A 15932-nucleotide genomic window follows, 5' to 3' on the forward strand; every position below is an offset into this window, starting at 1 on the left:
ATTCCCGAGCTGCCCCTAGCCACCGTTCGCGCCTCTTTCGCCGTTGCGGTTCGTCTGTGCCGTACAGCGGGTTCGCTGCATGCCGTACCGCGGTTCGCCGTATGTCCTACAAGCGTTTACACGTACTCCGCGTATACCCGGTGACGGTAGCAGCCGGGACCCCCGCTCCAGGGACGCCGTACGGGGGCGCGGCCCCCGCTGCCGCGGAGCCGTAGGCTGTTTGCGTGCTCTTGCTCGCTATGGATACCGCCACCCCCGCCGTCACCGTCGCCCTGCACGACGGGACCCGCGTCGTCGCCGAGTCCGGTCAGGTCGACGCCCGGAGGCACGGGGAGCTGCTGCTGCCCGCCGTCGACCGGGTCCTCGCCGAGGCCGGCGTCACGCTCGACGCCGTGACCGACGTGGCCGTGGGGGTCGGCCCCGGCCCGTACACCGGACTGCGCGTCGGTCTGGTGACGGCCGCGACCTTCGGCTCGGCGCTCTCCGTCCCCGTGCACGGGCTGTGCACCCTGGACGCGCTGGCGTACGCCGCGGGGCAGGCCGGGGTGGCGGGTCCGTTCGCCGTCGCGACGGACGCCCGCCGCAAGGAGGTCTACTGGGCGCGGTACGAGGACCCCCGCACCCGGACCGGTGAACCCGCCGTCGACCGGCCCGCCGACATCGCCGGTCAGCTCGCCGGTCTTCCCGTCGTCGGCGCGGGCGCGGTGCTCTACCCCGACGCGTTCCCGGACGCGCGCGGCCCCGAGCACGTCGCGGCCGGCGCCCTGGCCGCCCTCGCCGCCGAGCGTCTCGCCGCCGGCGCCGACATGCTGCCGCCGCGGCCGCTCTACCTCCGCAGGCCCGACGCGCAGGTCCCGAAGAACTACAAGGTGGTCACTCCCAAGTGACCGCCACGACCGCAGTGCTGCGCGAGATGCGCTGGTGGGACATCGACCCGGTGCTCGACCTGGAGCACGAGCTGTTCCCGGACGACGCCTGGTCGGCCGGCATGTTCTGGTCCGAGCTGGCGCACGCACGCGGCCCGCGGGCCACCCGCCGCTACGTCGTGGCCGAGGACCCGGTCAGCGGCCGGATCGTCGGGTACGCGGGCCTCGCGGCCGCCGGCGACCTCGCCGACGTACAGACGATCGGCGTCACCCGCGGCCACTGGGGCGGCGGGCTCGGCTCCGAGCTCCTGACCGATCTGCTGAAGCACGCCACGGCCTTCGAGTGCGCCGAGGTACTGCTGGAGGTCCGGGTCGACAACACCCGGGCGCAGAAGCTGTACGAACGCTTCGGCTTCGAACCCATCGGCTTCCGCCGCGGCTACTACCAGCCGGGCAACATCGACGCACTCGTCATGCGCCTCCACGTTCAAGAAAACGAGACTGACTGATGGCTGACGAACCGCTCGTACTCGGTATCGAGACCTCCTGCGACGAGACCGGCGTGGGCATCGTCCGCGGGACGACGCTGCTCGCCGACGCCGTCGCGTCCAGCGTCGACACGCACGCCCGCTTCGGCGGCGTCGTCCCGGAGATCGCCTCCCGCGCGCACCTGGAGGCGATGGTCCCGACGATCGAGCGCGCGCTGAAGGAGGCCGGGGTCACCGGCCGCGACCTCGACGGCATCTCGGTCACCGCCGGACCGGGACTCGCCGGCGCGCTGCTCGTCGGCGTCTCGGCGGCGAAGGCGTACGCGTACGCGCTGAACAAGCCGCTGTACGGCGTGAACCACCTCGCCTCGCACATCTGCGTCGACCAGCTGGAGCACGGCCCGCTGCCCGAGCCCACCATGGCGCTGCTGGTCAGCGGCGGGCACTCCTCGCTGCTGCTCGCCCCCGACATCACCAACGACGTGCGGCCGCTCGGCGCGACCATCGACGACGCGGCGGGCGAGGCCTTCGACAAGATCGCCCGGGTGCTGCACCTCGGCTTCCCCGGCGGCCCGGTCATCGACCGGCTCGCCAGGGAGGGCGACCCGAAGGCCATCGCGTTCCCGCGCGGCCTGAGCGGTCCGCGCGATCCCGCGTACGACTTCTCCTTCTCCGGCCTGAAGACCTCCGTCGCCCGCTGGATCGAGGCCAAGCGCGCCGCGGGCGAGGACGTGCCGGTACGGGACGTGGCGGCGTCCTTCCAGGAGGCCGTGGTGGACGTGCTCACCCGCAAGGCCGTCCGTGCCTGCAAGGACGAGGGCGTCGACCACCTGATGATCGGCGGCGGCGTCGCGGCCAACTCGCGGCTGCGGGCGCTCGCCCAGGAGCGGTGCGAGCGGGCCGGCATCCGGCTGCGCGTGCCGAGGCCCGGACTGTGCACCGACAACGGGGCGATGGTCGCCGCCCTGGGCGCGGAGATGGTGGCCCGCAACCGGCCCGCCTCCGACCTGGAGCTGTCGGCCGACTCCTCGCTGCCGGTCACCGAGCCCCACGTACCGGGCGCGGACCACGGCCACTCCCACACGCACGACCACGTGCACGAGATCAGCAAGGACAACCTCTACTCATGAGCGGTACCGGGACGACCGTCGCGCTGATGTGGGAGGCCCGGGCCGTCGAGGGCCGGGGCGCGGAACTCCTGGAGTGGGCCCGCGCCCGCGCGGGCGAACTGGCCCGGCCGCCGCTGCGCAGCGAGCTGCTGCGCGCCCCGCAGGACCGGGTCCTGGTCATCACCTGGTGGGACGGCGCCTACGGCGACGAGCTGCCGGAGCTGCCCGAGCCGGCCGCGGACGCCGTCACCCGGCCGGTGCACCGCTGGCGTTTCGAGTCACTCGGCTCGGCGGACGGCTGAGGGCGGCGGCGCCCGGGTGGCCGGTCCGCGAGATTCTCAGAAGAATTCCGTGCGGAGTGTCGATCCGGCCGTGTCCCGTTCGACGCAGGGGTGAGAGGCGGGGAAGAGGTCCCCGCCCTCCCGACCGAGGAGTCACCATGCCGCGCTTCATGTCACTCATCCGCATCGACGAGCAGGCCGCCGCGGGGTTCGAGCCCGACCCCGGCTTCGACGAGCGCATGGGCGCCCTGTTCGAGGAGATCAGCATGGCGGGCGTGATGCTGGAGACGGCCGGACTCGTCCCGACCGCCCAGGCCACCCGCGTCCACTGGTCCGGCGGCAAGCTCAGCTACACCGACGGCCCCTTCACCGAGACCAAGGAGGTCGTCGGCGGGTACGCCATCCTCCAGTGCAAGGACAAGGACGAGGCACTGGAGTGGGCCAACCGGTTCCTGCGCGTGCACCCGGAGAGCTGGAGCGTCACCTGCGAGGTCCGCGCCATCGACGAAGCGACCGGCTGACCGGCCGGCCGCGCTTGCCCGGGTCCGGTCCGGCTGCTCTGATGGGTGGCCGTGACGGCAGCGAGCGCGGTTGAGGCGGTATTCAGGATCGAGTCCGCGCGGATCATCGCCGGTGTCGCCCGGATCGTCCGGGACGTGGGCATCGCCGAGGAACTCGCGCAGGACGCCCTGGTCGCCGCGCTGGAGCAGTGGCCCGAGTCGGGCGTCCCGGACAACCCGGGAGCCTGGCTCATGGCCACGGCCAGGCACCGCGCCATCGACCTGGTACGCCGCCGCGAGACGTACGCCCGCAAGCTGGCCGAGATGGGCCGAGACCTGGACACCGTCCCCGGCGGACCCGACCCGGCCGCCGCCGACCCGGACCGCATCGACGACGACCTGCTGCGGCTGATCTTCACCTCCTGCCACCCGGTGCTCTCCACCGATGCCCGGATCGCCCTCACCCTGCGCCTCCTCGGCGGCCTCACCACCGAGGAGATCGCCCGCGCCTTCCTCAGCACCGAGCCCACCGTCGCCCAGCGGATCGTCCGCGCCAAACGGGCGCTCGGCCGGGCCGGCGTCCCCTTCGAGGTGCCGTACGGCCCCGAGCGCGCCGCCCGGCTCGGATCGGTACTGGAAGTCATCTACCTGGTCTTCAACGAGGGCTATGCCGCGACCGCCGGCGACGACTGGCTGCGCCCGGGCCTCTGCGAGGACGCGCTGCGGCTGGCCCGGGTGCTGGCCGGGCTGATGCCGCAGGAGCCCGAGGTGCACGGGCTGGCCGCCCTGCTGGAGCTCCAGGCATCGCGCACCGCCGCCAGGACCGGACCGGACGGGGCGCCGGTGCTGCTCGCGGACCAGAACCGGGCCCGCTGGGACCGGCTGCTGATCCGCCGCGGCTACGCGGCCCTGCTCCGGGCGAGCGAAACGGCCGCGGAGGCGGGACGGCCACTGGGCCCGTACGCCCTCCAGGCCGCCATCGCCGCCTGCCACGCCCGGGCGGTGCGGTACGAGGACACCGACTGGCCCGCCATCGCCGCCCTCTACGACCGGCTCGCCGTCCTGGCCCCGTCACCCGTCGTCGAGCTCAACCGCGCCGTCGCCGTCTCCAGGGCCGAGGGCCCCGCCGCCGCTCTCGTCCTGGTCGACGCGCTGGCCGCCGACCCCGCGCTCAAGGACTACCACTTGCTGCCGAGCGTCCGCGGGGATCTGCTGGAGCGGATGGGACGTACGGACGAGGCGCGCGCGGAGTTCGTACGGGCGGCCGGGCTCACCCGCAACGAGCGGGAGAGGGCGCTGCTGCTGGGCCGGGCCGGCCGATGAGTTCCGGGCCCGCCACCGGTCTACCCTGCATCGCGTTCCGCACCACCGAGTGAGGAGAGGACCATGCAGAAGGTCACCACGTTCCTTTGGTTCGACAAAAACCAGGCCGAGGAGGCGGCGGACCACTACATCTCCGTCATCGGCGGCGACTCGCGCGTCCTGGACGTGACCCGCTGGACCGCGTCCTCACCGGGTGACGACGGGGCGGTGATGACCGTGCGGTTCCAGCTGGAGGGCGCCGAGTACATCGCGTTCAACGGCGGACCCCAGTTCCCCTTCAGCGAGGCCGTCTCCCTCTCGGTGGAGTGCGCCTCGCAGCAGGAGGCCGACGAGCTGTGGGACCGGCTCACCGCGGACGGCGGCCAGGAGAGCCAGTGCGGCTGGCTCAAGGACAGGTTCGGGGTGTCCTGGCAGATCATCCCGCCCGGTCTCGGCGAGGCCCTGACCGACCCGGACCCGGAGAAGGCCGCCCGCGCCATGAAGGCGATGTTCGGCATGAAGCGCCTGGACATCGAGGCCCTGCGCAACGCCTGAGACCGCCCCGCCCGGGCGCCGTCCGGTGCTCGGTAGGGTCTGGCCCATGTCCGCTCGCCCTGCGCTGCCGCCGCCCCCGCCACCCGTGGAGATACGCACCTGGCCCGACCGGGGTGCGCTGCTCGCCGACCGGGCCTTCATCCTCGGCGCGTTGGTGCGGATGCACATCGGGCCCGGCCGCCTCGGGCTGCTCTGGACGTGGGGGGCGCTCGGGGCGTTCGGCTGGGCGCTGATCGGCACCGCGTTCATCACGTTCGAGGAGTCGTACGACATCATCAGCTCCATCATGGGCGTGGTCCTGCTCGCCCTGGGCGCCGCCGCCCTGGTGCCCGCGGTCGTCCTCGTCGTCGTGGGCCTGCGCCGGGACCGGGACATCCGCCGACTGCTCGCGCAGTGGGGCGCGTTGGACCGCGACCCGGCGGGCGACAGTGCGCTCCGGCTGCCCGGCGTGAGCCTGGCCTGGCTGCTGAGTTCCTTCGCGCTCTGCGCCTTCGGGCTGTACGCCTGCTTCGCCGTGCCGGCGGGCGCGGTCCGGGGCCATGACACCTACGGCCTGATGGCCCTGATCATGGGACTCGGCTTCATCAGCTGGCTGATCGGCCTCATCGGCGTCATCAAGGCCTTCCGGCACCGGAGTTGGATCCTCGGGACGCTCGCCGGCCGGGCCGCGTCCGATCCCCTCGTCCCCTCCGGCGGCGGTGCCCACCGCTGACCCCGGCCCTATCCTTGGCGCATACACGGGCGACTCAGGGGGAGGGCGTTTCATGGAGTGGTACTGGTGGCTGCTCATCATCTTCTGGACGGGCGGCTTCGGCTGGGCGGTCGACAACGTCCGTACGGCTCTGCGCAATCGGCACACCCGCAAGCTGGAACTGCTGGAGGCCGGCAAGCAGGAGCGGCTGGCGGTCGAGGCGGCGAACCGGCCGCCGGAGCCGGTCTGCGGCTGCACGCACCACCTCGCCAAGCACGACAAGCGGGGCAAGTGCCACGAGCGGGTCGAGGTGCCGACCGCGTGGGACGAGCAGAAGAAGCCGGTGCGCTTCGAGTCGGGGCAGTGCAACTGCCAGCAGTACGTGGGTCCGCAGCCGCTCTCACAGGTGTACGCGGACGATCTGACCGACCTCGCCTGAGGCTGGCCGCACTCACCCGAGGCCGGCCTCCGGGCCGGTCACGGGGCGGCCGACCAGCATCGTCGGCGCGTCCGCGACCCGGGTCAGGAAGACCGTGGCCGCGTGCGGCCCCCGGAGCTTCATCTTCCGCCGCAGCTCCTCGGGTTCGACCGCCGAGCCGCGCTTCTTGACCGTGAGGACACCGACCTCGCGCTCCCGCAGCAGCGCCTTCAGCCGCTTCACGTTGAAGGGCAGCTGATCGGTGATCTCGTAGCCGGCGGTGTACGGGGAGTCGTACAGCTCGTCGCTCGTGACGTACGCGATCATCCCGTCGATCAGCCGGCCGTGGCAGCGCTCCACGATGCCGGCGACCAGATGCGCCCGGATCACCGCACCGTCCGGCTCGTACAGATAGCGGCCCACCGGGCCGACCGGCGGGGCGGGCAGCGCGGCCGGAGCCGCCAGGGTGGCGCCCGACGGGAGCAGCGTCGCGCGGTAGGAGCCGGCCTCGAAGCCCTCGCCGAACCACAGCACCGCCTCCTTCACGTCGCCGCCGTCCGAGATCCACTCGGCCTCCGCCTGCGGCCCGATCGCCTCGTGCGGGACACCCGGGGCGATCTTCAGCGCGGCCCTCGGCGCCTTCAGCGCGGCCGCGGTCGCCCAGGACAGGGGCGGGGAGTACGCCTCCGGGTCGAAGATCCTGCCGCGTCCGCCGCGCCGGGCCGGGTCGACGAAGACCGCGTCGTAGGGCGTGGTGTCGATCTCGGTGACGTCCGCGCACCGGACCTCGATCAGCGCGTCCAGGCCGAGCGCGGCGGCGTTGGCGCGGGCCACCTCGGCGGTCAGCGGATCGCGGTCGACGGCGAGGACGGAGATCCCGGCCCGGGCCAGGGCGATCGCGTCGCCGCCGATCCCGCAGCAGAGGTCGGCGACGCTGCGCACCCCGGCGTCCGCGAACCGCCGGGCGCGGTAGCCGGCCACCGAGGTGCGGGTCGCCTGCTCGACCCCGTTCGGCGTGAAGAACATCCGGTGCGCGTCCTCGGCCCCGAACTTCGCCACCGCCCGCTGCCGCAGCCGGGCCTGGCCGATGGCCGCCGAGACGAGGGCGGCCGGGTGGGTGCGGCGCAGCCGGGTGGCGGTGGCCAGTTCCGTGGCGGGGTCGTACGACCGCAGGCCGGCCAGCAGTCCGGCGCCCTCGGGGGTGCGCAGGGCCAGGAAGTCGGCGAGGGGGTCGGGGGCGTCGGACGGGCCGGCCGGGGAGAGAGCGTTCACCCGCCCCATTGTGGGCCAGTCGGCTGCGCGCCAGCCGGGGGACCGTGCGGGGCGGGCGCTGTGTCGGCCCGGAAGCCCGGCCCCGGGCTGGCAGGATGCGGCGCCATGCAGCCAGTACGACAAAAGGAAGAATTGGACATGAAGAGGCGCAGACCGGGTGCGGAGTCGTGCGGGCAGGGACGGGCGAGGCGCGGACGGGGGCACCTGCGGCGCCGGCCGGGCTATGCGGTCGTCGCCGCGCTCCTGGTCGCCGCCGTCGGCTCGGGCTGTGCCGCCGAGACCGCCGAGCGCGCACCGGCCGACCCCGGCCGCGCGGCCGCCGCCCAGGCCGGACAGCAGGGCGGGCCCCCGGCGGGAGCGGCGGGGTCCGTAGCCGCGCAGGCCGAGAAGGCGCGCCGCGCCCTGGCCGCACGGGCCGTCGCCGCGAAGAAGTGGGGCCTGGCGGGCACCCCGCTGACCCCGCCGGCGCCGCCCGCCGTGAAACCGCACCTCACCACCCGCAAGGGCTTCGAGGTCGAGGGCGGTGACGCGTCCCTGCCGCCGGTCTTCACGACGGTCCCCACCAAGGACAAGATCGTCTTCCTGACGATGGACGACGGGGACGACAAGGACCCCGAGCTGCTGAAGATGATGTCGGAGCTGAACATCCCGTACAGCGCCTTCCTCAGCGACTACCTGGTGCGCGACGACTACGCGTACTTCAAGGAGGCCCAGGCGCGCGGCGTCGTCCTCGGCAACCACACGCTGAACCACCGCTACATGCCCGGTCTCTCCCACGAGGAGCAGCAGCGGGAGATCTGCGACCAGCAGGACATCCTGGAGAAGCAGTACGGCGAGCGCCCCCGGCTCTTCCGGCCGCCGTACGGGAACTACAACGGCGACACCCTGCGGATCGCCAAGTCCTGCGGCATCACGGCCGTGCCGCTGTGGGCTGCGGAGGCGTTCCCCGACCACATGGAGTGGCGCGAGGAGGACCAGGACCTGCACCCCGGCGACATCATCCTCACGCACTTCCGCGGCAAGAAGGACTGGAAGGGCAGCATGCCCGACCTGATCCGGTCCGTCATGAAGGTCATCACGGACAAGGGTTACGCCGTGGCCCGGCTGGAGGACTACGTATGAGAAGGGCGCACCGGCTGCTGGCCGGACTGCTGACCGCCGGTGCGCTCCTGACCGCCACCGCAGGCTGCGCGCAGTCGGTGGACCCGATCGAGCGGCTGGGCCGCAAGGCGGCGCAGCGGGTGCATCCGTCGCCGAGCGACCCGGAGGCGCGGCCCGCGGCGGTGCGCGGTGACCACGGGGCGCCGGGGGCGATGGTCGTCGTCGCCTGCGGCGGTCCCGCGGCCGGCGGCTACCGGGTGCGGCCACCGGTCCACTGGTGGCCGGAACGGCCGGGGCGGCCGGGACGTTACGAGTCGGGGGCCCCGGCCGTGGAGGCGGGGTGCGCGAGGCGGTAGTCGCCGGATCCGGACCTGCTCCGGCGCGCGGTCCGGACCTCTCCGGAGACGCCACGAGGGCGTGAATTGGCACTCCGCTTGACCGAGTGCTAATCGCGGTCATAGTCTCAGTGCTGGCACTCCCCACTGGAGAGTGCCAGCAGTTCTGTGCGACCGGCAGGTCCGGCACCCGCGACGACGGGCCCACCTGGTCGCCACCCCAGACTGATAACCCCGTGAGATCTCCGAAGGGGGAGACCGGATCGTGTCGACCGCCAGCTCCAAGGTTGCGATCAAGCCGCTCGAGGACCGCATTGTGGTCCAGCCGCTCGACGCCGAGCAGACCACGGCCTCCGGCCTGGTCATTCCGGACACCGCCAAGGAGAAGCCCCAGGAGGGCGTCGTCCTGGCCGTGGGCCCGGGCCGCTTCGAGAACGGCGAGCGCCTTCCGCTCGACGTCAAGACCGGCGATGTCGTTCTGTACAGCAAGTACGGCGGCACCGAGGTGAAGTACAACGGCGAGGAGTACCTCGTCCTCTCGGCTCGCGACGTGCTCGCGATCATCGAGAAGTAATTCACCCAACGTTTGCTTCTGTTCTGCGCCCCTGGCCCCCTGCGAGATAACTAGCCGGGCGGCAGGGGCGCAGTTCTTGTTTTGAGAGGACAGTTCAGCTCCATGGCGAAGATCCTGAAGTTCGACGAGGACGCCCGTCGCGCCCTCGAGCGCGGCGTCAACAAGCTTGCCGACACGGTGAAGGTGACGATCGGTCCCAAGGGCCGCAACGTCGTCATCGACAAGAAGTTCGGTGCTCCCACCATCACCAACGACGGTGTCACCATCGCGCGCGAGGTCGAGCTGGACGACCCGTACGAGAACCTCGGTGCGCAGCTGGTGAAGGAGGTGGCGACCAAGACCAACGACGTGGCCGGTGACGGTACGACCACCGCCACCGTCCTCGCCCAGGCGCTCGTCCGCGAGGGTCTGCGCAACGTGGCCGCGGGCGCGTCCCCGGCCGCCCTGAAGAAGGGCATCGACGCCGCGGTCAAGGCCGTGTCCGAGGAGCTCCTCGCGACCGCCCGCCCGATCGAGGACAAGTCCGACATCGCCGCCGTGGCCGCGCTCTCCGCGCAGGACACCCAGGTCGGCGAGCTCATCGCGGACGCGATGGACAAGGTCGGCAAGGACGGTGTCATCACCGTCGAGGAGTCCAACACCTTCGGTCTGGACCTCGACTTCACCGAGGGCATGGCCTTCGACAAGGGCTACCTGTCCCCGTACATGGTGACCGACCAGGAGCGTATGGAGGCCGTCCTCGACGACCCGTACATCCTGATCCACCAGGGCAAGATCGGCTCGATCCAGGAGCTGCTGCCGCTCCTGGAGAAGGTCATCCAGGCCGGTGCCTCCAAGCCGCTGCTGATCATCGCCGAGGACGTCGAGGGCGAGGCCCTGTCGACCCTGGTCGTCAACAAGATCCGTGGCACCTTCAACGCCGTCGCGGTGAAGGCCCCGGGCTTCGGTGACCGCCGCAAGGCCATGCTCGGCGACATCGCCACCCTCACCGGTGCGACCGTCATCGCCGAGGAGGTCGGCCTCAAGCTCGACCAGGCCGGTCTGGACGTGCTGGGCACCGCCCGCCGCGTGACCGTCTCCAAGGACGACACCACCATCGTCGACGGTGGCGGCAAGTCCGACGAGGTCGTCGGCCGCGTCAACCAGATCAAGGCCGAGATCGAGTCCACGGACTCCGACTGGGACCGCGAGAAGCTCCAGGAGCGCCTGGCGAAGCTGGCCGGCGGGGTCTGCGTGATCCGCGTCGGTGCGGCCACCGAGGTCGAGCTCAAGGAGAAGAAGCACCGTCTGGAGGACGCCATCTCCGCGACCCGCGCCGCGGTCGAGGAGGGCATCGTCTCCGGTGGTGGCTCCGCTCTGGTCCACGCCGTCAAGGTCCTCGAGGGCAACCTCGGCAAGACCGGCGACGAGGCCACGGGTGTCGCGGTCGTGCGCCGCGCCGCCGTCGAGCCGCTCCGCTGGATCGCGGAGAACGCGGGCCTCGAGGGCTACGTCATCACCTCGAAGGTCTCCGAGCTCGACAAGGGTCAGGGCTTCAACGCCGCGACCGGCGAGTACGGCGACCTGGTGAAGGCCGGCGTCATCGACCCGGTCAAGGTCACCCGCTCCGCGCTGGAGAACGCCGCGTCCATCGCGTCGCTGCTGCTCACGACCGAGACGCTGGTCGTCGAGAAGCCGGCCGAGGAAGAGGCCGAGGCCGGTCACGGCCACGGTCACTCCCACTAGCGGGTAGCTGTTCCGCGCAAGCGGTGAGGCCCGGCACCCTTTCGGGGTGCCGGGCCTTTCGCGTGCCCGGCCTCGGCCCGGGCCGGACCTGTCTCTGCTCGCGTATGAGGTTCAGCCGGCCGACTCCAGCCCTCGGGGCAACCTCAGCCCCGCCGGCGATTGAGGAGCGGGGGTCCGGGGGCAGGGCCCCCCGGGCTCCGCCCCGGACCCCGCGCCTCAAACGCCGGCGGGGCTGGAGTTGCCCGGCGAAACCTCAATAGCCGGAGGGGCTGGGGATGCCCGGAGGGCCTCCTTTCGCCCCCCGCCTCACGCCGAGCGCGACAACGCGTCCCCGTGTACCGGGTCCGCGAACGGGCGGCCGGTCGCGAAGCGTTCCAGTTCGTCCAGGGCCTGGTCCGCCATCCGGTGCAGTTCGTTGCCGAGCGAACCCGCGATGTGAGGGGTCAGCAGCACGTTCGGCAGGTCGTACAGCGGCGAGGCGGCCGGCGGCAGTTCGGGGTCCGTCACGTCCAGGACCGCGTGCAGCCGCCCGCTCGTCAGCTCGGGGAGCAGTGCGTCCTCGTCGACGAGCGAACCCCGGGCGGTGTTGATCAGCGTCGCGCCGTCCGCCATCGCCGCCAGCTGCGCGGCGCCGATCATGTGGCGGGTGGCCGGGAGTTCGGGTGCGTGGACGGACACGATCCCGCTGCGCGCGCAGAGTTCGTCCAGTGCCACCGGTTCGACGCCGAGCCGGGTCGCGGAGGCGGGGGACAGGTACGGGTCGTACAGCAGGACCTCGAAGTCGAACGGCCGCAGCAGCTCGATGATCCGGCGCCCGGTGCGGGAGGCGCCGACGATGCCGACCGTACGGCCGTGGTTGCCCCAGCCGTCCAGCTCCTCCCGCCAGTCGTGCGGTGCCCGCAGTTCGCGGTAGCGGCGGGCGCTGCCCAGGACGTTCTTGCCCGCGAAGAGGATCGCGGCCAGCGTGTACTCGGCGACCGGGCGGGCGTTCGCCGCGGCCACCGAGGTGACCTGGATGCCGCGGTCCCAGCAGGCGTCGGTGACGTGGTGCTTGACGCTGCCCGCCGCGTGGACGACCGCCCGCAGCCGGGGCGCCGCGTCCAGCACGGCCTCGGTGAGCGGGGGTGCGCCCCAGCAGGTCAGCAGCACCTCGGCCCCGGCGAGCGCGGCGGTCACCGCCGGGGACGGGTCGGGCAGGTGGTGGGCGACGAGCGCGGGATCGGTGCGGACGAGACCGGTCAGCCGGTCCCGCCGGCCGGGGGTGAGCAGCCGCCCCGCGATCCCCGGCCCCATGGCCAGGAGCGCGGCGGGCCGGTTGTCAGTGGTGTCGTGCATGGTGGAACCCGGGCTCCTCGGAGGTCACTTGACGCTGCCGGCGGTGAGGCCGGCCTTCCAGTGACGTTGCAGGGTGACGAAGGCGATGATCAGCGGGGTGACGGCCAGGAGGGAGCCGGTGACGACCATGGGGTAGAAGCTCGGGTCGGCGTTGGCGGTGCTGTGCCAGTTGTAGAGGCCCAGGCTCAGCGGATAGAGCTTCTTGTCCGAGAGCATGACCAGGGGGAGGAAGAAGTTGTTCCAGATGGCGGTGAACTGGAAGAGGAAGACGGTCACGAAGCCGGGCATGACCATGCGCAGACCCACCGACCAGAAGGTGCGCATCTCGCCCGCACCGTCGATACGGGCGGCCTCCAGGACCTCGTCCGGTATGTATCCCGCGCTGAAGATCCGCGAGAGGTACACGCCGAACGGGTTGACCAGCGCCGGGATCAGCACCGCCCAGTAGGTGTTGACGGTTCCCGTCTTGACGGCCAGCAGGTACAGCGGCAGGGACAGCGCGGTGGAGGGCAGCAGGACACCCAGCAGCACCAGGGCGAACAGCTTCTCCTTGCCCTTGAAGCGGTACTTGTCGAAGGCGTACCCGGCCGCGACGCTGATCAGGGAACAGCCGAGCGCCCCGACGCCCGCGTACAGCAGGGAGTTTCCGTACCAGCGGAAGTAGATGCCGTCCTGATACGTGGACAGGGAGGTGAGGTTGCTGCCGAGGTTGAAGCCCTCGAAGGAGAAGACGTCGCCGCCCAGCAGGTTTCCGGCGTCCTTGGTCGCGGCGGTGACCAGCCAGATCAGCGGGAAGAGCGTGTAGACGGCGGCGATGACGAGGACGCCGTTGACCGCGGTCTTCGACAGCCAGCGGTTGGACCGGGGGCCGGCCGGGCCGGCGGCGGCGCGGTCGCGGGCGCGGTCGGCAGGGCGGGCGGCCGGGGCGGCCGGATCGATCATGACGGGGGAGGTCATGCCCGTGCCTCCTTGCGGTTGGTGAAGCGGGTGACGGCGAAGGAGAGCGCGGCGGCGACGAGCGCGATGAGTACGGACGCCGCGGCGGCGAGGCCGTAGTCGTTGCGTTCGAAGGCGGCGCTGTAGGCGTACATGTTCGGGGTCCAGGTGCTGGTCACGGCCGAGCCGGAGCCCCGGCTGAGGATCAGCGGCTCGGTGAACAGCTGGAGCGAGCCGATGATGGTGAACAGCAGCACCATCACCAACGAGGAACGGATCAGGGGGAGTTTGATGGAGAACGCGATCCGCCAGTTCCCCGCGCCGTCCACGGTCGCGGCCTCCAGCAGCGACCGGTCGACGGCCTGCAGTGCGGCGTAGAAGATCACCACGTTGTAGCCGAGCCACTCCCACAGCGCGATGTTGACGATGGAGGGCAGCGTGCCGTCGGACGAGAAGAAGTCGAAGCCGATCCCGCCGGCCTCCATCGCCTTGACGACCGGGCTGAGCTGCGGCGTGTAGAGGTAGATCCAGATCAGCGCGGCGATCAGACCGGGGATGGCGTGCGGCAGGAAGAGCGCCAGCTGGAAGAAGCGCCGGGCGCGGGCCAGGGCCGTGTCCAGCAGCAGCGCCAGCACGATGGCGCCGCCCGCCATCAGCGGGATGTAGAAGGCGCAGTAGCCCAGCAGCACCCAGAAGCCGTCGCGGAAGGCCTGGTCGCCGAGGGCGGCGGCGTAGTTGCCGAGCCCGTCGAAGACCGTACGGGGGCCGTCGAAGCCCAGCCCGGACTGCTTCTCCGTGAAGAGGCTCAGCCAGAGCGCGTAACAGACCGGGACGATCATCGCGACGGTGAACAGGACGAAGAACGGGGTGAGGAAGGTGCCGGCCGCGATCCGGGTGCGGGCCTTCGTGCTCAGCCCGCCGGTGCGGGTACCGGAGTTGGGGGGCGTGCTCATGAGGGCTCCTCGACCTTCAGACCGCGCTTCTTCAGATCGGCGACGGTGGCGTCATGGGCGGTCCGGATGGCGTGCGGGAGGGTGGAGCTGCCGCCGACGACCTCGCCGAGTTCGTCGCCGAGTGCGGAGTTGGTGGCGCCGGGGCTCGGGCCCCAGATCCAGTCGGGGCCGATGGAGGCCCCGGCTCGGGTGAACAGGCCGTACAGGTCCTGGCCGCCGTAGAAGCTCGTGTCGAACGCCTTGCGGGCGATCGGCACCATCGCGGGCGACGCGGGCAGCGCGCTCGACGTGCTCGCGCCGATCCTGGCCTTGATGGCGTCCTCGTGCGTGGACATCCACAGGGCGAACTCGACGGCGGCGGCCGTCTTGGTGCTGTTCTTGCTCACCGCGAAGGTGGAGCCGCCGATCATGCCGCTGGCCGGCTTGTCCGCCTCCCAGGACGGCAGCTCCATGGCGGCCCACTTCCCCTTCTCCTCGGGCACGATGCCCGCGAGGACACCGGCGCCCCAGGAGGCGCCGAGGTAGCCGACCGTGGTGCCCTGCTTGAGGGAGCTGGTCCACTCCGGGCTGAACGAGGAGGCGGTGCTGACCAGCTTGTCGTCGATCAGCCCCTGCCAGTACTCCGCCGTCCGCTGCGAGGCGGGGTCCGTCGTGTCGACCTGCCAGGCGTCCTTGCCCGCCCGGAACCACTGGGCGCCGGCCTGCCAGGCCATGGCCTGGAAGAACGTCGGGTCGTCGGGGAAGAACGTGGCGATCCTGGTCTTCGGCGAGGCCTTCTTCACCTGCGCGGCGGCGGTCCGGAAGTCGTCCCAGGTCTTCGGCAGCGCGATGTGGTGCTCGGTGAAGAAGTCCTTGCGGTAGTAGAAGACCTGCGGCGACGCGTCGAACGGCACCGCCCAGTTCTTCCCGCCGAGCGTCGTCATCTCGATCGTCTGCGGCAGGAACTTCTTCTTGATGTCGTCGGTCAGGTAACTGCTGATGTCCTGGAGCGAGCCCTGGCTGACGAACGCGGAGAGCTGCGGGTACTCGATGGAGAGCAGGTCGGGCGCGATGCCCGCCTTCACGGCGTTGGCGATCTTGGGATAGCCGCCGAGGCCGCCGGAGGGTATCTCCTCGAACTTGACCTTGATCGTGTCGTGGCTCGCGTTGAACGCGTCCACCACTTCCTGCGACCCCTTGGTCCAGGCCCAGAAGGAGACGGTCACGGGGTGCTCGGCGGTGCCACGGGCGGGGGAGCGGCCGCCACCGCCACCGCCGCACGCCGTCAGGACGGCGACGGCGGTGACGGCACCGACCAGTGCATGGATGGGACGGGACCAGCTGCGGCTCACGGAGTGGCTCCTGTACGTGCGGGAACAGGCAGTGGCCGTGATGTTTCGATCCCTCGTGAGCGAAGTCAAGAGCGAAAGATTGAATGATCGAAAAATGATCGAACGAGGGAGTGGCGAGTCATGTCAAAAGGGGATGAAGGGGGTGCGGTTCGTGGGGCGG

At 71.5% G+C, this 15932-nt stretch carries 18 protein-coding genes; 13 read left to right on the forward strand and 5 right to left on the reverse strand.

Annotated elements, in window-relative coordinates; translation table 11 throughout:
- Positions 1-239: 239 nt before the first annotated feature.
- The 9 genes from tsaB to OG408_RS24055 all read left to right on the forward strand — a co-directional run bounded on the left by tsaB (position 240) and on the right by OG408_RS24055 (position 6231).
- A complete protein-coding gene (tsaB, locus tag OG408_RS24015; RefSeq protein ID WP_266786379.1) occupies positions 240-887 on the forward strand; it encodes a tRNA (adenosine(37)-N6)-threonylcarbamoyltransferase complex dimerization subunit type 1 TsaB in 648 nt (215 codons plus the stop codon).
- Positions 884-1375: a ribosomal protein S18-alanine N-acetyltransferase gene (gene rimI / locus OG408_RS24020; RefSeq protein ID WP_219572924.1), complete on the forward strand. Its 492-nt coding sequence runs from the start codon at positions 884-886 to the stop codon at positions 1373-1375. The genes tsaB and rimI overlap by 4 nt, the downstream gene beginning before the upstream one ends.
- Positions 1375-2484, forward strand: a complete 1110-nt coding sequence (gene tsaD / locus OG408_RS24025; protein ID WP_266781731.1) for a tRNA (adenosine(37)-N6)-threonylcarbamoyltransferase complex transferase subunit TsaD — start codon at positions 1375-1377, stop codon at positions 2482-2484. Before rimI ends, tsaD begins: the two co-directional genes overlap by 1 nt.
- A complete protein-coding gene (locus tag OG408_RS24030; RefSeq protein WP_326671867.1) occupies positions 2481-2765 on the forward strand; it encodes a hypothetical protein in 285 nt (94 codons plus the stop codon). Before tsaD ends, OG408_RS24030 begins: the two co-directional genes overlap by 4 nt.
- A 137-nt stretch (positions 2766-2902) precedes the next feature.
- Positions 2903-3265 carry a YciI family protein gene (locus OG408_RS24035; RefSeq protein ID WP_326671869.1) on the forward strand — a complete coding sequence of 121 codons (363 nt, stop codon included), beginning with the start codon at positions 2903-2905 and terminating at the stop codon, positions 3263-3265.
- 51 nt (positions 3266-3316) lie between these two features.
- On the forward strand, positions 3317-4567 hold the full coding sequence (locus OG408_RS24040) for an RNA polymerase sigma factor (protein ID WP_266781737.1): 1251 nt from the start codon (positions 3317-3319) through the stop codon (positions 4565-4567).
- Between the two features lie 63 nt (positions 4568-4630).
- The gene (locus OG408_RS24045; RefSeq protein ID WP_266781739.1) at positions 4631-5101 is read left to right on the forward strand and encodes a VOC family protein; all 471 of its coding nucleotides are present in this window, start codon (positions 4631-4633) and stop codon (positions 5099-5101) included.
- 46 nt (positions 5102-5147) lie between these two features.
- On the forward strand, positions 5148-5813 hold the full coding sequence (locus tag OG408_RS24050; protein ID WP_285564848.1) for a hypothetical protein: 666 nt from the start codon (positions 5148-5150) through the stop codon (positions 5811-5813).
- A gap of 52 nt (positions 5814-5865) precedes the next feature.
- Complete coding sequence (locus OG408_RS24055; protein ID WP_266781743.1) at positions 5866-6231, forward strand: hypothetical protein; 366 nt, start codon at positions 5866-5868, stop codon at positions 6229-6231.
- Between the two features lie 12 nt (positions 6232-6243).
- On the opposite strand, the gene OG408_RS24060 is transcribed toward OG408_RS24055, so the two are convergent.
- Entirely contained in the window at positions 6244-7491 is a 1248-nt protein-coding gene (locus OG408_RS24060; protein WP_266781745.1) for a THUMP-like domain-containing protein, read from the reverse strand.
- 96 nt (positions 7492-7587) lie between these two features.
- Here OG408_RS24060 and OG408_RS24065 point away from each other — a divergent pair, with 96 nt between their 5' ends.
- The 4 genes from OG408_RS24065 (at position 7588) to groL (ending at position 11217) form a co-directional block, all read left to right on the forward strand.
- A complete protein-coding gene (locus OG408_RS24065; RefSeq protein ID WP_405404992.1) occupies positions 7588-8604 on the forward strand; it encodes a polysaccharide deacetylase family protein in 1017 nt (338 codons plus the stop codon).
- On the forward strand, positions 8601-8939 hold the full coding sequence (locus OG408_RS24070) for a hypothetical protein (RefSeq protein ID WP_266786635.1): 339 nt from the start codon (positions 8601-8603) through the stop codon (positions 8937-8939). The genes OG408_RS24065 and OG408_RS24070 overlap by 4 nt, the downstream gene beginning before the upstream one ends.
- 244 nt (positions 8940-9183) lie before the next feature.
- Positions 9184-9492: a co-chaperone GroES gene (gene groES, locus OG408_RS24075; protein ID WP_018101172.1), complete on the forward strand. Its 309-nt coding sequence runs from the start codon at positions 9184-9186 to the stop codon at positions 9490-9492.
- A 102-nt stretch (positions 9493-9594) separates the two neighbouring features.
- On the forward strand, positions 9595-11217 hold the full coding sequence (groL, locus tag OG408_RS24080; RefSeq protein ID WP_266781749.1) for a chaperonin GroEL: 1623 nt from the start codon (positions 9595-9597) through the stop codon (positions 11215-11217).
- A gap of 306 nt (positions 11218-11523) precedes the next feature.
- Here groL and OG408_RS24085 read toward each other — a convergent pair whose 3' ends face one another.
- Genes OG408_RS24085 through OG408_RS24100 form a run of 4 tightly spaced genes read right to left on the reverse strand, consistent with a single transcriptional unit; the run spans position 11524 to position 15772 of the window.
- Entirely contained in the window at positions 11524-12552 is a 1029-nt protein-coding gene (locus tag OG408_RS24085) for a hydroxyacid dehydrogenase (RefSeq protein ID WP_326671878.1), read from the reverse strand.
- 24 nt (positions 12553-12576) lie between these two features.
- Positions 12577-13509: a carbohydrate ABC transporter permease gene (locus OG408_RS24090; RefSeq protein WP_266781753.1), complete on the reverse strand. Its 933-nt coding sequence runs from the start codon at positions 13507-13509 to the stop codon at positions 12577-12579.
- The gene (locus tag OG408_RS24095) at positions 13506-14441 is read right to left on the reverse strand and encodes a carbohydrate ABC transporter permease (RefSeq protein WP_266781755.1); all 936 of its coding nucleotides are present in this window, start codon (positions 14439-14441) and stop codon (positions 13506-13508) included. Before OG408_RS24095 ends, OG408_RS24090 begins: the two co-directional genes overlap by 4 nt.
- Entirely contained in the window at positions 14438-15772 is a 1335-nt protein-coding gene (locus OG408_RS24100; RefSeq protein ID WP_326671880.1) for an ABC transporter substrate-binding protein, read from the reverse strand. Before OG408_RS24100 ends, OG408_RS24095 begins: the two co-directional genes overlap by 4 nt.
- Between the last annotated feature and the right edge of the window lie 160 nt (positions 15773-15932).

The organism is Streptomyces sp. NBC_01257 (genome assembly GCF_035917255.1).
GTDB lineage: Bacteria > Actinomycetota > Actinomycetes > Streptomycetales > Streptomycetaceae > Streptomyces.

What these genes read in the sequence shown, in the direction of transcription:
- OG408_RS24095 (WP_266781755.1), bottom strand. Translation starts at nt 14,441, where the DNA reads ATGAGCACGCCCCCCAACTCCGGTACCCGCACCGGCGGGCTGAGCACG.
- groL (WP_266781749.1), top strand. Translation starts at nt 9,595, where the DNA reads ATGGCGAAGATCCTGAAGTTCGACGAGGACGCCCGTCGCGCCCTCGAG.
- OG408_RS24050 (WP_285564848.1), top strand. Translation starts at nt 5,148, where the DNA reads ATGTCCGCTCGCCCTGCGCTGCCGCCGCCCCCGCCACCCGTGGAGATA.
- OG408_RS24070 (WP_266786635.1), top strand. Translation starts at nt 8,601, where the DNA reads ATGAGAAGGGCGCACCGGCTGCTGGCCGGACTGCTGACCGCCGGTGCG.
- OG408_RS24055 (WP_266781743.1), top strand. Translation starts at nt 5,866, where the DNA reads ATGGAGTGGTACTGGTGGCTGCTCATCATCTTCTGGACGGGCGGCTTC.
- tsaB (WP_266786379.1), top strand. Translation starts at nt 240, where the DNA reads ATGGATACCGCCACCCCCGCCGTCACCGTCGCCCTGCACGACGGGACC.
- OG408_RS24060 (WP_266781745.1), bottom strand. Translation starts at nt 7,491, where the DNA reads ATGGGGCGGGTGAACGCTCTCTCCCCGGCCGGCCCGTCCGACGCCCCC.
- OG408_RS24090 (WP_266781753.1), bottom strand. Translation starts at nt 13,509, where the DNA reads ATGACCTCCCCCGTCATGATCGATCCGGCCGCCCCGGCCGCCCGCCCT.
- OG408_RS24065 (WP_405404992.1), top strand. Translation starts at nt 7,588, where the DNA reads ATGCAGCCAGTACGACAAAAGGAAGAATTGGACATGAAGAGGCGCAGA.
- OG408_RS24085 (WP_326671878.1), bottom strand. Translation starts at nt 12,552, where the DNA reads ATGCACGACACCACTGACAACCGGCCCGCCGCGCTCCTGGCCATGGGG.
- OG408_RS24030 (WP_326671867.1), top strand. Translation starts at nt 2,481, where the DNA reads ATGAGCGGTACCGGGACGACCGTCGCGCTGATGTGGGAGGCCCGGGCC.
- OG408_RS24035 (WP_326671869.1), top strand. Translation starts at nt 2,903, where the DNA reads ATGCCGCGCTTCATGTCACTCATCCGCATCGACGAGCAGGCCGCCGCG.
- tsaD (WP_266781731.1), top strand. Translation starts at nt 1,375, where the DNA reads ATGGCTGACGAACCGCTCGTACTCGGTATCGAGACCTCCTGCGACGAG.
- OG408_RS24045 (WP_266781739.1), top strand. Translation starts at nt 4,631, where the DNA reads ATGCAGAAGGTCACCACGTTCCTTTGGTTCGACAAAAACCAGGCCGAG.